The sequence below is a fragment of the Martelella sp. HB161492 genome (assembly GCF_013184775.1).
Lineage (GTDB): Bacteria > Pseudomonadota > Alphaproteobacteria > Rhizobiales > Rhizobiaceae > Martelella.
In genome coordinates, this window is sequence record NZ_JAATVV010000008.1 from 1 (window position 1) to 15,178 (window position 15,178).

The 15,178-nt window shown below is 58.8% G+C and carries 9 protein-coding genes; 1 reads left to right on the forward strand and 8 read right to left on the reverse strand.

Annotated elements, in window-relative coordinates; genetic code table 11:
- The 5 genes from HCK86_RS14230 to HCK86_RS14250 form a co-directional block, all read right to left on the reverse strand.
- Positions 1-93: GTP-binding protein (locus HCK86_RS14230; protein WP_002972655.1), on the reverse strand; the 93-nt coding region annotated here is incomplete at its 3' end.
- 69 nt (positions 94-162) lie between these two features.
- Positions 163-2,262 (reverse strand): elongation factor G, encoded by a 2,100-nt coding sequence (fusA, locus tag HCK86_RS14235; protein ID WP_176085150.1) that lies wholly within the window; start codon positions 2,260-2,262, stop codon positions 163-165.
- A gap of 33 nt (positions 2,263-2,295) precedes the next feature.
- The gene (gene rpsG, locus HCK86_RS14240) at positions 2,296-2,766 is read right to left on the reverse strand and encodes a 30S ribosomal protein S7 (RefSeq protein WP_141150485.1); all 471 of its coding nucleotides are present in this window, start codon (positions 2,764-2,766) and stop codon (positions 2,296-2,298) included.
- A 74-nt stretch (positions 2,767-2,840) separates the two neighbouring features.
- On the reverse strand, positions 2,841-3,212 hold the full coding sequence (gene rpsL, locus HCK86_RS14245; RefSeq protein WP_003507760.1) for a 30S ribosomal protein S12: 372 nt from the start codon (positions 3,210-3,212) through the stop codon (positions 2,841-2,843).
- Between the two features lie 435 nt (positions 3,213-3,647).
- Positions 3,648-5,225 carry an ATP-binding cassette domain-containing protein gene (locus tag HCK86_RS14250; RefSeq protein ID WP_176085151.1) on the reverse strand — a complete coding sequence of 526 codons (1,578 nt, stop codon included), beginning with the start codon at positions 5,223-5,225 and terminating at the stop codon, positions 3,648-3,650.
- A 153-nt stretch (positions 5,226-5,378) separates the two neighbouring features.
- Between HCK86_RS14250 and HCK86_RS14255 the strand changes: the two genes are divergently transcribed.
- Positions 5,379-5,672 carry a transcriptional regulator gene (locus tag HCK86_RS14255; RefSeq protein WP_176085152.1) on the forward strand — a complete coding sequence of 98 codons (294 nt, stop codon included), beginning with the start codon at positions 5,379-5,381 and terminating at the stop codon, positions 5,670-5,672.
- Positions 5,673-5,814: 142 nt separating this feature from the next.
- Here HCK86_RS14255 and HCK86_RS14260 read toward each other — a convergent pair whose 3' ends face one another.
- The 3 genes from HCK86_RS14260 to rpoB all read right to left on the reverse strand — a co-directional run bounded on the left by HCK86_RS14260 (position 5,815) and on the right by rpoB (position 15,033).
- Entirely contained in the window at positions 5,815-6,324 is a 510-nt protein-coding gene (locus tag HCK86_RS14260) for a MarR family transcriptional regulator (RefSeq protein WP_176085153.1), read from the reverse strand.
- Positions 6,325-6,495: 171 nt separating this feature from the next.
- Positions 6,496-10,710: a DNA-directed RNA polymerase subunit beta' gene (rpoC, locus tag HCK86_RS14265; RefSeq protein WP_176085154.1), complete on the reverse strand. Its 4,215-nt coding sequence runs from the start codon at positions 10,708-10,710 to the stop codon at positions 6,496-6,498.
- 180 nt (positions 10,711-10,890) lie between these two features.
- Positions 10,891-15,033 carry a DNA-directed RNA polymerase subunit beta gene (gene rpoB, locus HCK86_RS14270; RefSeq protein ID WP_176085155.1) on the reverse strand — a complete coding sequence of 1,381 codons (4,143 nt, stop codon included), beginning with the start codon at positions 15,031-15,033 and terminating at the stop codon, positions 10,891-10,893.
- Between the last annotated feature and the right edge of the window lie 145 nt (positions 15,034-15,178).

Below are 15,178 nucleotides of genomic sequence, written 5' to 3' on the forward strand. Positions count from 1 at the left end.
TGCAGCCGTCAGCGACGTCTTGCCATGGTCAACGTGACCGATCGTACCGATGTTGACGTGCGGCTTCGTGCGCTCAAATTTACTCTTTGCCATGCTTGGCTCCTTATCTTTCAGACCCCGTGACGGGGTTAGTCTCTACTTGTCGTTACGGGTGTATCCCGGTCACTTCTGACCGGAATACTTCGCCTGAATTTCCTGGGCCACGTTGGACGGGACCGGAGCATTGTGGTCGAAGACCATCGAATACTGTGCGCGACCCTGCGACATCGAACGCAGGTTATCGACATACTTGAACATGTTCGCCAGCGGAACCAGAGCGTCGATAACGGCGGCATTGCCGCGCGATTCCTGACCCTGGATCTGACCACGGCGAGAGTTCAGATCGCCGATCACGTCACCGACGTAATCTTCCGGCGTCACAACCTCGACCTTCATGATCGGCTCGAGGAGCTGTGCACCAGCCTTGCGGGCAGCTTCACGGAAGCAGGCGCGCGAGGCGATTTCGAAGGCGAGAACCGACGAGTCAACATCGTGGTAAGCACCATCAACGAGCGTGGCCTTGATGCCCAGCATCGGGAAGCCAGCCAGCGGACCGGAAGACAGAACGCTTTCGATACCCTTCTGAACGCCGGGGATGTATTCCTTCGGAACAGAACCACCAACGATCTTGGATTCGAAGACGAATTCTTCGCCATCCGGATTGGGTTCGAAAATGATCTTGACGCGGGCGAACTGACCCGAACCACCCGACTGCTTCTTGTGGGTGTAGTCTTCTTCGTGCGCCTGGGTAATGGTCTCGCGGTAGGCAACCTGCGGCGCGCCGACATTGGCCTCAACCTTGAATTCGCGCTTCATGCGGTCAACAAGGATGTCCAGATGCAGCTCGCCCATGCCAGCGATGATGGTCTGGCCGCTTTCCTCATCCGTGGCAACACGGAAGGAAGGATCTTCAGCAGCAAGACGGTTCAGCGCGAGGCCCATCTTTTCCTGGTCAGCCTTGGTCTTGGGCTCGATGGCGATCCGGATAACAGGTTCCGGGAATTCCATGCGCTCAAGAATAACAGGCTTCAGCGGATCGCAGAGCGTGTCACCAGTGGTGGTTTCCTTCAGACCGGCCAGAGCAACGATGTCGCCAGCAAAGGCTTCTTCGATGTCTTCACGGCTGTTGGAGTGCATCTGCAGCATGCGGCCGACGCGTTCACGCTTTTCCTTGACCGTGTTCATGACCGACGAGCCCTTTTCGAGCTTGCCCGAATAGATGCGGCAGAAGGTCAGCGAACCGACGAAGGGGTCGTTCATGATCTTGAAGGCGAGCATGGAGAGCGGCTCGGCATCATCGGCGTGACGCTCGATGTCCTTCTCGGTCTTCACATCGATACCCTTGATCGAAGGAATGTCGACAGGCGACGGCAGATAGTCGACAACACCGTCCAGCAGCGGCTGAACGCCCTTGTTCTTGAAGGCAGAGCCGCAGAACATCGGGAAGAAGTCAACAGCGATCGTGCCCTTGCGGATCAGAGCGCGGATCTGGTCGTTGTCGGGCATTTCGCCTTCGAGATAGGCTTCCATGGCGGCTTCGTCCTGCTCGACGATCGTTTCGATCATCTTTTCGCGCCACTCTTCAGCCTTGTCCTGCATGTCAGCCGGAATGTCGGTGACATCCCATTCAGCACCCAGGTGCTCGCCGTCCCAGACGAGAGCCTTCATCTCGATCAGATCGATCACGCCGGCAAAATCGTTTTCAGCGCCGATCGGCAGCTGAACGACAACCGGGGTCGCACCAAGACGGGACTTGATCATCGAAACAGAGCGATAGAAATCGGCGCCGATCTTGTCCATCTTGTTGCAGAAGATCATCCGCGGAACGTTGTACTTGTCAGCCTGACGCCAGACGGTTTCCGTCTGCGGCTCAACACCGGCATTGGCGTCGAGCAGGGCAACAGCACCGTCGAGCACGCGCAGCGAACGCTCGACTTCAATGGTGAAGTCAACGTGGCCGGGGGTGTCGATGATGTTGAAACGGCGCATCTTGCCGTCGCGGCCCTTCCAGAACGTGGTGGTCGCAGCAGAGGTGATCGTGATGCCACGCTCCTGCTCCTGCTCCATCCAGTCCATCGTGGCTGCGCCGTCATGAACTTCGCCGATCTTGTGCGACTTGCCGGTGTAGTAAAGAATACGCTCGGTCGTCGTCGTCTTGCCGGCGTCGATGTGCGCCATGATACCGAAATTGCGGTAGTCTTCGATTTTATATTCGCGAGCCATTGAGGACTGCCTTTCGAAATATCGAACGGTTGATTACCAACGGTAGTGGGAGAACGCGCGGTTGGCGTCGGCCATCTTGTGCGTGTCTTCACGCTTCTTGACGGCAGCGCCACGGTTGTTCGCAGCATCCATGAGCTCGCCCGAAAGGCGCTCAACCATGGTTGTCTCGTTGCGCTTGCGCGCAGCGGCGATCAGCCAGCGGATTGCCAGGGCCTGACGGCGCTCGGGACGGACATCGACCGGAACCTGGTAGGTTGCACCACCAACGCGGCGCGAACGAACCTCAACATGCGGGGCAATGTTGTCGAGAGCCTGATGGAATACATCGATCGGGCTCTGCTTCATCTTGCCTTCAACCGCATCAAAGGCACCGTAGACGATCGTCTCGGCGACCGACTTCTTTCCGTGCAGCATGACGGCATTCATGAACTTGGTGACGACCAGATCACCGAACTTGGGGTCCGGGTTGATCTCACGCTTTTCTGCACTGTGGCGTCGTGACATGTTTTGTCTCTCAACAGTTGCGGCACTTCATCACGCGGAGAACCTCGCGCAGCGCCATAAAAACGAAAACCGAATTACTTCGGACGCTTCGCACCGTACTTCGAACGGCGCTGCTTACGATTCTTGACACCCTGAGTATCGAGCACACCACGGATGATGTGGTAGCGAACACCAGGCAAGTCCTTTACGCGGCCGCCGCGGATCATGACGACCGAGTGTTCCTGAAGGTTGTGACCTTCACCAGGAATGTAGCCGATGACTTCAAAGCCATTGGTCAGGCGGATCTTGGCGACCTTACGCAGAGCCGAGTTCGGCTTCTTCGGTGTCGTCGTATAAACGCGGGTGCAAACGCCACGCTTCTGGGGGTTTTCCTGCAGGGCAGGAACCTTATTGCGCTTTACCTGCGCCTGGCGCGGCTTGCGGATCAGCTGGTTTACGGTAGGCATACAACCATCCCTTTAGAATTACGTCTCTCATCGCCCTTTCGGGCACAACCTAATGCCGTCTCCGGCGATAAAGAGCACATTCAGCTTTTATATGCGCACAAACGTGGCCCGACCCGCCAATAGCAGATGGACCCCAAAAGCAGAGGACACGGTCGCCTTGCCGCGTCATGCGTGCAGCATTTGATCTTCAACGTGCTGTATTGGAACCTAGTCTGAGGTGAACTCCGGGACGAGTCATCCCGAACGGCCAAGCCTCACATGGGTTCGATGGCGTGGGACATACTGTGTTAACCCCGATCAGTCAAGGGGAACGGCTCGAAATAGTTGGTTTCGGGCCACCTGACGAAACCCAAACGCGCGTTTTAGTGAAACCGGGTAATAATCGCCCGACAAATCCCGGTCTCAGGCACGATCCTGTCGTCCTTTCCGGCCTTTTTACGTGAGATTGACCTCACAGTCGATTCCTGCGGCACGACAAAAACGGCTGTCGTGACTCACGAGGAGAATCGCTCCGTCATAGGCCGCAAGTCCGGCTTCGAGAATCGCAACCGACTCGAGATCCAGGTGGTTGGTCGGTTCATCAAGGATGAGCAAGGGCGGTGGCGTCTTTCCGCCCAGCAGGCAGGCAAGCCCTGCCCGCATGCGCTCACCGCCGCTCAGCTCTCCTGCGGGCCGCAAGGCTGCATCGGCCCTGAAGCGGAAGCGGGCAAGCGCGGACCGTCCGTCATTGTCCCCTTCACTGGCATTGAGCCGCCGATAGTTGGCCAACAGGCTGATCCCGTCATCGAGCAGCGACACCTGCTGGTCCAGGACGGCATAGGGCACGAGGATCCGGGCCTCTCCCGCCAGAGGCGTCAGCCTGCCGGTCAGAATAGCGAGCAGTGTCGATTTGCCGGCTCCATTTTGCCCGAGAATGGCCATGCGCCGCGGCCCGGTCAGCGCGAAGGTCAGACCTGCAAACAGGATATGTTCGCCATAGCCGCCGGACAGATCGTTGACCCGGATCACCCGACGGTCTGCGACCAGACCGCTCGGTGGCAGCTGGACGGTGAAGGGTTCCAGCACCTCAAAGCCCGCCTTGGCCGCCTTCAGCGCTTCATCAGCCATCGCCGCCTGACGAGCGTTCAGCACGGTCATCCGGCCAGCCGAGGCTTCTGCCTTGCGCTTGAACCCACTCGCGACGATTTTCGGCTGATCGCCGCGGGCCGCCTTGCGCCGCCCTCTGGCATCACGCCGCGCCTTGCCTTCACTGCGTTTGCGCGCCGTAGCGGCGACCTTCCGTTCCAGGCTCAGCGCATCGGTCAGCGCCCGCTCGGCGACGAGTACCTCAGCCGCTTTCGCCTCTTCATAGGCGGAATAGTTGCCGCCATAGCGCTTCAGCCCCTGGCTGCCCATCGCAACGATGACATCCATCTCTTCAAGCAGATCGCGATCATGGCTGACGACAACCGCCCCTTTTCGCCAGGTCCTCAGAAACAGGACAAGCGCCGCCCTGCCCTCGCGGTCGAGACTGTTGCTTGGCTCATCGAGCAGCAGAAAATCGGGATCGGCGAAATCAAGCGCTGCAAGCCGCGCACGGGCGACCTGCCCGCCGGAAAGGCAAGCAAGCGCGGTGTCAATCGGCCGTGCCAGGCCGACACGCTCCAGTGCCGCTGCCGCGCGCGCCGGAGCCGACCAGTCACAGCGCGACAGCGCCGCCGCATCCGCCCGTCCGGCTTCGGCGTCGCTGATGCGATCCAGCATGTCGCGGATCCCGAAGAGATCGGACAGGCAATCGCCGGCAGCAATGGCAAATGAATGATTGAGAATGCCGATACGGTCCGGCGCGGTGATATAGCCCGATGCCGGTGACAGCTGACCGGAAATCAGTGCAAGCAGGGTCGTCTTGCCGATACCATTGCGGCCGATGAGACCGCAAAGCTCGCTACCGAAATTGCAATTGATGTTCTGAAACAGAAAACGTCCGTCATCTGTCCGGTAGGACAGATCCGACAGGATCACGGAATTTGGCATGATTCATCCCCAAAGCAGAAAAAACTTTCATTGCTTAGAGATTGGAATCCATGTCAGACACATCCTGTTGGCATTGCGGCGGCTGTGTAGATACATGAAGTGTGCAACACAGGCAAGTGCAACCGAAAACCCACCAAGCAGTAAGGAGCGATCATGATCGCCATTCCAGGATATACACGCGACGGTGAACGCATGGTGTTCATCATCACCGGCAAGGTCTATCACGAATGGAACGGCGATGCTGAAGTCCATGTCCTGATTGCCGCCCCCGACGAAGACAGCGCCGTACGCAACACGCTCAACGCGCTGGCCGCCGAAGGCTATGCCGAAGCCGACCTCGATCAGATCGGACTGATCACCGAGATCCCTGACGAAGAGCCGCATGCTTCAGCCTATGAGACTGCGCTCGAAGGCGAAGTTGCCATCATCAAGATTTCCGGCGAATAGTCTTTTTGAGCCGGTGGCACGATGCTGCCATCACGGCTGACCTTGTTTGCGCTTTGGCCCGAAAACGCAGCGGATTTATGGGCCGATCGCATCGATGGAATATCGCAGACGCCTCAAAGGGGCCGGATAGCGGTCCAATGCTTCAGAGGTTGCACCCCTCCCGGCGCGATAGGGCGAATGTCGGCACTGCCGCACGTTCCCGGCCAAATCCGCCACCCAGATCGGCGAATGCCTTCAGCAGCTGCAGCGCTATCCCATATTCACTGCTTCCAAACCGGGCCGCGAATTCCGCTTCGGTCTTCTTTACCACCCGGTGATAGACCTCCGCCGCCTGACGGCCGCGTTCGGTCAATGTGACGTTGAGCCGCCGGCGATCGCGCTCATCGGTCACCCGGTTCAGATAGCCGCGTGCCACGAGCGCATCCACCAGCTGGCCGGCCGACTGCTTTGACAGACCGAGCTCCTGAATGAGCTCGCGCAGTGGAATGCGCTCACGCGAGGCCACACCGGCGATCACGAGCGCACCGCCCTTTGGCAGATCATCATAGCCGGCACGCCCGAGTGAGCGCGCCAGAAGGCCGCCATAGGCCTTCATCGCGTTGCGCAAAAGCGCCGGCGTGATCAATCCGTGTCCCATATCTCTGCTTGCCATCCCGAGCGCTCCGTTGCCGTATCTCCTGCCTGTCTGATTATTTTAGGGCGGCCTTATAGTAAAATCGACTTCCCTGATGTCCCTGGAGCCGCAGCGTCGCCCGACCGCAGATGCAAAAAGCCCGGCGGATCGCTCCGCCGGGCTCTCGATATCGCAGACTGGACGTCAGGCTTATTCGCCCGGCGTCGGCTCGCTTTCCGGGTTCATCGCCGAGAGCATCGGCGTGGCTTCATCCGCACCGCTGGTCTTGCGACGCTCTTCGAGGATGAGGTCATCACGCGACGTGGCGATACGGCGGATCTGCGCCATGGCGCGACCCGTACCGGCCGGGATCAGACGGCCGACGATGATGTTTTCCTTCAGGCCCTGCAGCGTGTCGACCTTGCCGGCGATTGCCGCTTCGGTCAGCACCTTGGTGGTTTCCTGGAAGGACGCCGCCGAGAAGAAGGACGGCGTCTGCAGCGAGGCCTTGGTGATGCCGAGCAGCACCGGATTGCCTTCGGCCGGGCGCTTGCCCTCTTCGATCAGCGCATCATTCATGTCTTCGAGTTCGATGACATCAACAACATCGCCGGTGATATAGCCGCTATCGCCCGAAACCGTGATCTCAACCTTCTGCAGCATCTGGCGAACAATCACCTCGATGTGCTTGTCGTTGATCACAACGCCCTGCAGACGATAGACTTCCTGGATCTCGTTGACGAGATAGGAGGCCAGCGCCTCGACACCCTTGATCGCAAGAATGTCGTGCGGAGCGGGGTTGCCGTCGAGAATGTAATCACCCTTTTCGATGTAGTCGCCATCCTGAAGATGGAACGGCTTCGACTTCGGAATCAGGTATTCGACACTTTCGACACCATCTTCCGCAGCCTCGATCTGGATGCGACGCTTGTTCTTGTAGTCACGGCCAAAGCGGATCGTACCGTCGATTTCGGCGATGATCGCGTGGTCCTTCGGACGGCGGGCTTCGAACAGTTCGGCAACGCGCGGCAGACCACCGGTGATGTCCTTGGTCTTGGCGCTTTCCAGCGGCGAACGCGCAAGCACGTCACCCTGGCTGACCTTCTGGCCGGGCTCGACCGAAAGGATGGCGTCAACCGAGAGCATCATCCGGGCTTCACCACCACGCGGCAGCTTCACCACTTCACCCTTGTCGTTCTTGATCACGATCGCAGGCTTCAGATCCGCACCACGCGGCGTCGAGCGCCAGTCGATAACCGAACGCTTGGTGAAGCCGGTGGCCTCATCCGTCGTTTCAGTCACCGAAAGACCTTCAACCAGATCTTCAAAGGCAACGATACCGGCAACTTCAGTCATCATCGGACGGGTATAGGGGTCCCATTCCGCCAGACGCTGACCGCGCTTGACCGCATCGCCGTCATCAACGAACAGCTTCGAACCATAGGCAACACGCTGCGACGAGCGCTCCTGACCGCGCTGGTCGAGGATCTGAACCGCCATGTTGCGGCCCATGGCGACGAGAACGCCCTCGGAGTTACGCAGCACGTTGCGGTTCTTGATCTTGACCGTGCCCTCATAGGAGGATTCCAGGAAGGACTGGTCAACCACGTTCGCCGTACCGCCAAGGTGGAAGGTACGCATGGTCAGCTGGGTACCGGGCTCACCGATCGACTGTGCGGCAATAACGCCGACAGCTTCACCGATATTGACCGGCGTACCGCGTGCAAGGTCGCGACCGTAGCAGACCTGGCAGACGCCGGTCTGGACTTCGCAGGTCAGCGCCGAACGGATCTGCACCGACTGGATGCCCGAAGCTTCGATCTTGATGACGTCGGCTTCGTTGATCTGACGGCCGGCTTCAACGATCAGCTCGCCCGTGTTCGGATCTTCGATGTCGACCAGAGCAGCGCGGCCGAGGACACGCTGGCCGATCGACGCAACGATCTGACCGGCATCGACGATGGCCGTCATGGTCAGGCCCTTGTCCGTGCCGCAGTCATTGGTGTTGACGATGCAATCCTGGGCAACGTCAACCAGACGGCGGGTCAGGTAACCCGAGTTCGCCGTCTTCAGAGCGGTATCGGCAAGACCCTTACGGGCACCGTGCGACGAGTTGAAGTACTCGTTCACGGTCAGGCCTTCCTTGAAGTTCGAGATGATCGGCGTCTCGATGATTTCACCCGACGGCTTGGCCATCAGGCCGCGCATGCCACCCAGCTGACGCATCTGGTTCACCGAACCACGCGCACCGGAGTGAGACATCATGTAAATCGAGTTCATCGGCTTCTGACGACCGGTCTCTTCATCGAATTCGACAGCCTTAATACGGGCCATCATCTCTTCGGTGACCTTTTCGGTTGCCTTGCCCCAGGCGTCGACGACCTTGTTGTACTTTTCGCCCTGCGTGATCAGACCGTCATTGTACTGCTGTTCGTATTCCTTCACCAAGGCTTCGGTATCGGCAACGATCTTGTGCTTGGCATCCGGAATGACCATGTCGTCCTTGCCGAACGAAATGCCGGCCTTACAGGCCTGGGCAAAGCCGAGCGACATGATGCGGTCGCAGAAGATAACCGTCTCTTTCTGACCGCAGTGACGATAGACCGTGTCGATCATCTTGGAGATGTTCTTCTTGGTCATTTCCTGGTTGCAGGTTTCATACGGCACATTGACGTTCTTCGGCAGAAGCTCGCCGATGATCATGCGGCCAGGCGTGGTCTCATAGATCTTCGAAACCATCTCGCCGTTTTCATCAACGGTACGGAAACGGCCCTTGATCTTGGTGTGCAGCGTCACGACCTTGTTTTCCAGAGCGTGATGCAGCTCGCCCATATCGGCAAAGACCATGCCTTCGCCCGGCTCGTTCTGGTTCAGGATCGAGAGGTAATAGAGGCCGAGAACCATGTCCTGCGACGGCACGATGATCGGCTGACCATTGGCCGGATGCAGGATGTTGTTGGTCGACATCATCAAGACGCGGGCTTCGAGCTGAGCTTCAAGCGACAGCGGCACGTGAACAGCCATCTGGTCGCCGTCGAAGTCAGCGTTGAAGGCGGTGCAGACGAGCGGATGCAGCTGAATGGCCTTGCCTTCAACCAGCGTCGGTTCAAAGGCCTGGATGCCCAGACGGTGCAGCGTCGGCGCACGGTTCAGAAGAACCGGATGCTCGCGGATGACCTCATCGAGAATATCCCAGACTTCCGGCCGTTCCTTTTCAACCAGCTTCTTGGCCTGCTTGACGGTCGAGGAATAACCCTTGGCATCAAGACGGGCATAGATGAACGGCTTGAACAGCTCGAGCGCCATCTTCTTCGGCAGGCCGCACTGGTGCAGCTTCAGCTCCGGACCGGTCACGATGACCGAACGGCCGGAATAGTCGACGCGCTTGCCGAGCAGGTTCTGACGGAAGCGGCCCTGCTTGCCCTTGAGCATGTCGGACAGCGACTTCAGCGGGCGCTTGTTGGCACCGGTGATGACGCGGCCGCGGCGGCCATTGTCGAACAGCGCATCGACAGATTCCTGCAGCATGCGCTTTTCGTTACGGATGATGATGCCCGGCGCGCGCAGTTCGATCAGGCGCTTCAGACGGTTGTTACGGTTGATCACGCGGCGATAGAGATCATTGAGGTCAGACGTCGCGAAACGGCCGCCATCGAGCGGCACCAGCGGACGCAGATCCGGCGGGATCACCGGAACGACCTTCATGATCATCCATTCCGGGCGGTTGCCCGATTCAATGAAGTTCTCGACGATCTTCAGCCGCTTCATCAGCTTCTTCTGCTTCAGATCAGACGTGGTATCAGCCAGCTCGGCGCGCAGGTCACCGGCGATCTTTTCCAGATCCATGCTGGCCAGCATTTCATAAATGGCTTCAGCACCGATATTGGCCGAGAACTGGTCTTCACCGAATTCATCGATCGCCAGCATGTACTCTTCTTCGGAGAGCAGCTGGTTCTCCTTCAGCGAGGTCAGGCCCGGCTCGGTGACGATGTAGTTTTCAAAATAGAGAACGCGCTCGACATCCTTCAGCGTCATGTCGAGCAGCGTCGAAATGCGGCTCGGCAGCGACTTCAGGAACCAGATATGGGCAACGGGCGCGGCGAGCTCGATATGGCCCATGCGCTCGCGGCGAACGCGCGACAGCGTCACTTCAACGCCGCACTTTTCGCAGATAATGCCCTTGTACTTCATGCGCTTGTACTTGCCGCACAGGCATTCGTAATCCTTGATCGGCCCGAAGATACGGGCGCAGAACAGGCCGTCGCGTTCCGGCTTGAACGTACGATAGTTGATCGTTTCCGGCTTCTTGATTTCGCCATAGGACCAGGAAAGGATCTTTTCAGGGCTGGCAATCGAGATCCGGATAGAATCAAAGACCTGCGCCGGCGCCTGCGGATTGAAAAGATTCATGACCTCTTGGTTCATGCCTGTCTCCTTGAATGGGCGGTTGAGCCCTTGGGGGCACACTCTGTCGCTTCCCGGCCGACACAGCATGCCTTGTAAAAACGGGTATAGCCGCAAAATGCGGCGAAAGCGTTTCCCGACACTTGAAATCGGGAAACCGGCCGCGCCCCCTTCAGGCAGGAGGCGCGCCGCTTTTCAATCTTATTCGGCTGCGTCGGGCAGCACGGTCTCTTCGGCTTCAGGCTCGCCGGCCTGATTTTCCAGTTCGACCGAAAGACCCAGCGAACGCATTTCCTTGACCAGAACGTTGAAGCTTTCCGGAATACCGGCTTCAAACGTATCATCGCCACGGACGATCGCCTCATAGACCTTGGTACGACCGGCCACGTCATCCGACTTGACCGTCAGCATTTCCTGCAGCGTGTAGGCAGCGCCATAAGCTTCCAGAGCCCAGACCTCCATTTCGCCGAAGCGCTGACCGCCGAACTGCGCCTTACCACCGAGCGGCTGCTGGGTGACGAGCGAGTAAGGACCGATCGAACGGGCATGGATCTTGTCATCAACCAGGTGGTTGAGCTTGATCATGTACATGTAGCCCACGGTGACCTTGCGGTCGAAAGGCTCGCCTGTACGCCCGTCATAGAGCACCGACTGTCCCGAAGGATCATAGCCTGCACGGCTCAGCATTTCCGAAACATCGCCTTCATGGGCACCGTCGAAGACCGGCGTGGCGATCGAAACGCCGCGTTTGGCTTCTTCGGCCAGAAGGACCAGCTGGTCGTCATCGAAATGCTCGACTTCGCTGCGTGCTTCAGAGGCATAGACCTCGGTCAGCGTTTCCTTCAGCGGCGCGATCTCATTGGTCTGGCGATACTCTTCGAGCATCTCGCCAATGCGCTTGCCCATGCCCGCACAACCCCAGGCCAGATGGGTTTCGAGAATCTGACCGACATTCATGCGGCTCGGCACGCCGAGCGGGTTCAGCACCACGTCAACATGGGTACCGTCTTCGAGGAACGGCATGTCCTCGATCGGCAGGATGCGGGAAACCACACCCTTGTTGCCGTGACGGCCGGCCATCTTGTCGCCCGGCTGGATCTTGCGCTTCACAGCGACGAAGACCTTGACCATCTTCATGACGCCCGGAGGCATTTCATCGCCGCGCTGGACCTTTTCGACCTTGTCCATGAAGCGCTGCTCAAGCCGCGCCTTGGATTCGTCGTACTGGCCACGAAGCGCTTCGACTTCGCCCTGCATTTCCTCGCTCTCAACGGCGAACATCCACCATTGCGAACGCGGATAGGACTGAACCACCTCTTCCGTCAGGACAACGCCCTTCTTGAAGCCCTTGGGGCCTGCAATCGAGGTCTGGCCATCCAGCATCTCGAGAAGACGGGCATAGACGTTCCGGTCCAGGATCGCCTGTTCATCGTCACGGTCCTTGGCAAGACGCTCGATTTCCTCGCGCTCGATGGCCATGGCACGTTCGTCCTTCTCGACGCCGTGACGGTTGAACACGCGCACTTCTACGACCGTACCGAAGGTTCCGGGCGGCATGCGCATCGAGGTATCGCGAACGTCCGATGCCTTTTCACCGAAGATGGCGCGGAGGAGCTTTTCTTCCGGCGTCATCGGGCTTTCGCCCTTCGGCGTGATCTTGCCGACCAGGATATCGCCCGGATGTACTTCGGCACCAATGTAGACGATACCGGCTTCATCAAGGTTCTTCAGTGCTTCTTCCGAAACATTCGGAATGTCGCGGGTGATTTCTTCCGGACCCAGCTTGGTATCGCGGGCCATGACCTCGAATTCTTCCAGATGGATCGAGGTGAAGACGTCTTCAGCGACAATCCGCTCCGAAAGCAGGATCGAGTCTTCGTAGTTGTAACCGTTCCACGGCATGAAGGCGACGAGCGCGTTGCGGCCGAGTGCCAGGTCACCAAGATCCGTCGACGGGCCGTCGGCGATGATGTCGCCGCGGTTGATGATGTCGCCGACGCGCACCAGCGGACGCTGGTTGACGCAGGTGTTCTGGTTCGAACGCTGGAACTTCATCAGCCGGTAGATATCAACACCCGACTTCGAGGCATCGAGATCTTCCGTGGCACGGATAACGATACGCGTTGCATCGATCTGGTCGACCACACCGCCACGACGGGCGGCAATGGCAGCACCACTGTCACGGGCAACGATCGGCTCCATGCCGGTTCCGACAAACGGCGCTTCGGCGCGCAGAAGCGGAACGGCCTGACGCTGCATGTTCGAGCCCATCAGAGCGCGGTTGGCGTCGTCGTTTTCCAGGAACGGGATGAGCGCTGCTGCGACCGAAACCAGCTGCTTCGGCGAGACGTCCATCAGGTTGATGTTTTCGCGCGGTGCCAGCATCACGTCACCGGCATGACGGCAGACGACGAATTCCTCGACGAAGCTGCCCTTCTCATCCAGCATCGCATTGGCCTGGGCGATGTAGTACTTCGCCTCTTCCATCGCCGACAGATAGATCACTTCATCAGAAACGATGCCATCGTCGGAAATCTTGCGATACGGGCTTTCGATGAAGCCATACTTGTTAACGCGTGCGAATGTCGCCAGCGAGTTGATCAGACCGATATTCGGGCCTTCCGGCGTCTCAATCGGGCAGATACGGCCGTAATGGGTCGGATGCACGTCGCGGACTTCGAAGCCGGCGCGTTCGCGCGTCAGACCGCCCGGGCCAAGTGCCGAAAGACGACGCTTGTGGGTGATTTCCGACAGCGGGTTGATCTGGTCCATGAACTGCGACAGCTGCGAGGAACCGAAGAATTCGCGAACCGCAGCGGCAGCCGGCTTGGCGTTGATCAGATCCTGCGGCATGACCGTGTCGATCTCGATCGACGACATGCGCTCCTTGATGGCGCGCTCCATGCGCAGCAGACCCAGACGATACTGGTTCTCCATCAGCTCACCGACCGAACGGACACGACGGTTGCCGAGGTTGTCGATATCGTCGATCTCGCCCTTGCCGTCACGCAGCTCGACCAGCGTCTTGACCACAGCGAGAATATCGTCCTTGCGCAGAACGCGAACGGTATCTTCAGCGTCTAGGTCGAGACGCATGTTCATCTTCACGCGACCGACAGCAGAGAGATCGTAACGCTCGCTGTCGAAGAACAGCGAGTTGAACATGGCCTCGGCCGATTCCATGGTCGGCGGCTCACCCGGACGCATGACACGATAGATGTCGAACAGGGCGTCCTGACGGTTCTCGTTCTTGTCGGCAACCATGGTGTTGCGGATATAGGCACCGACATTGACGTGGTCGATGCCGAGGATCTGCAGCTCGTCAATGCCCGACTCGATGATACCGGCCAGGTTCTTCTCGTCCAGTTCCTCACCGGCTTCGAGATAGATCTCGCCGGTTTCGAAATTGACGATGTCTTCCGCCAGATAGGCACCGAACAGCTCCTCGTCGGAAACGCGAAGTGCCTTGACGCCCTTGTCCTTCAGCTGACGCAGCATGCGCGGGGTCAGCTTCTTGCCGGCGTCGGCAATGACTTCGCCACTGTCGGCGTCAACAAGTGCACTAATGACCTTCTGGCCCTTCAGACGCTCGGGCGAGAACGGCACGCGCCAGCCTTCGCCGTCGCGGACATAGGTTGCCTTGTCGTAGAAGGTGTCGAGGATCTCTTCGGTATCCATGCCGAGGGCCATCAGCAGAGATGTGACCGGGATCTTGCGGCGACGGTCGATACGCGCATAGACGATGTCCTTGGCGTCGAACTCGATATCGAGCCAGGAGCCACGGTAGGGAATCACGCGTGCAGCAAACAGCAGCTTGCCCGACGAATGGCTCTTGCCCTTGTCATGGTCGAAGAACACGCCCGGCGAACGGTGCATCTGCGAGACGATAACGCGCTCGGTACCGTTGACGATGAAGGTCGCATTGTTGGTCATCAGCGGCATGTCGCCCATATAGACCGACTGCTCCTTGATGTCCTTGATCGACTTCGCGCCGGTATCCTCGTCAATATCGAAAACGATCAGACGCAGCTTGACCTTCAGCGGCGCGGCAAAGGTCAGGTCGCGCTGACGGCATTCGTCAACGTCGAATTTCGGAGCTTCGAATTCGTAGGAAACGAATTCGAGCATCGAGGCGCCGGAAAAATCGGTGATCGGGAAGACGGACTTGAAAACGGCCTGAAGCCCCTCATCGGGGCGGCCGCCAACGGGTTCGTCAACCATGAGGAACTGGTCGTAAGACGCTTTCTGAACCTCAATCAGGTTCGGCATCTCCGCCACTTCCGGAATTTTTCCGAAAAACTTGCGTACGCGCCTGCGACCGTTAAAGGAAAGGGTCTGAGCCATCGTCGCTCCTTGTCAAACTGCATCCGGGCCTGCAACAGACGGTCACCGCTGGCCAGTCGGCTCCGTCACGATAAAGGGGGTCTTCTTGAGAACCCATTACCCAAAGGCCCGTCTGGGGGCCTTTGGGTAATGACTTCGGGTAGAA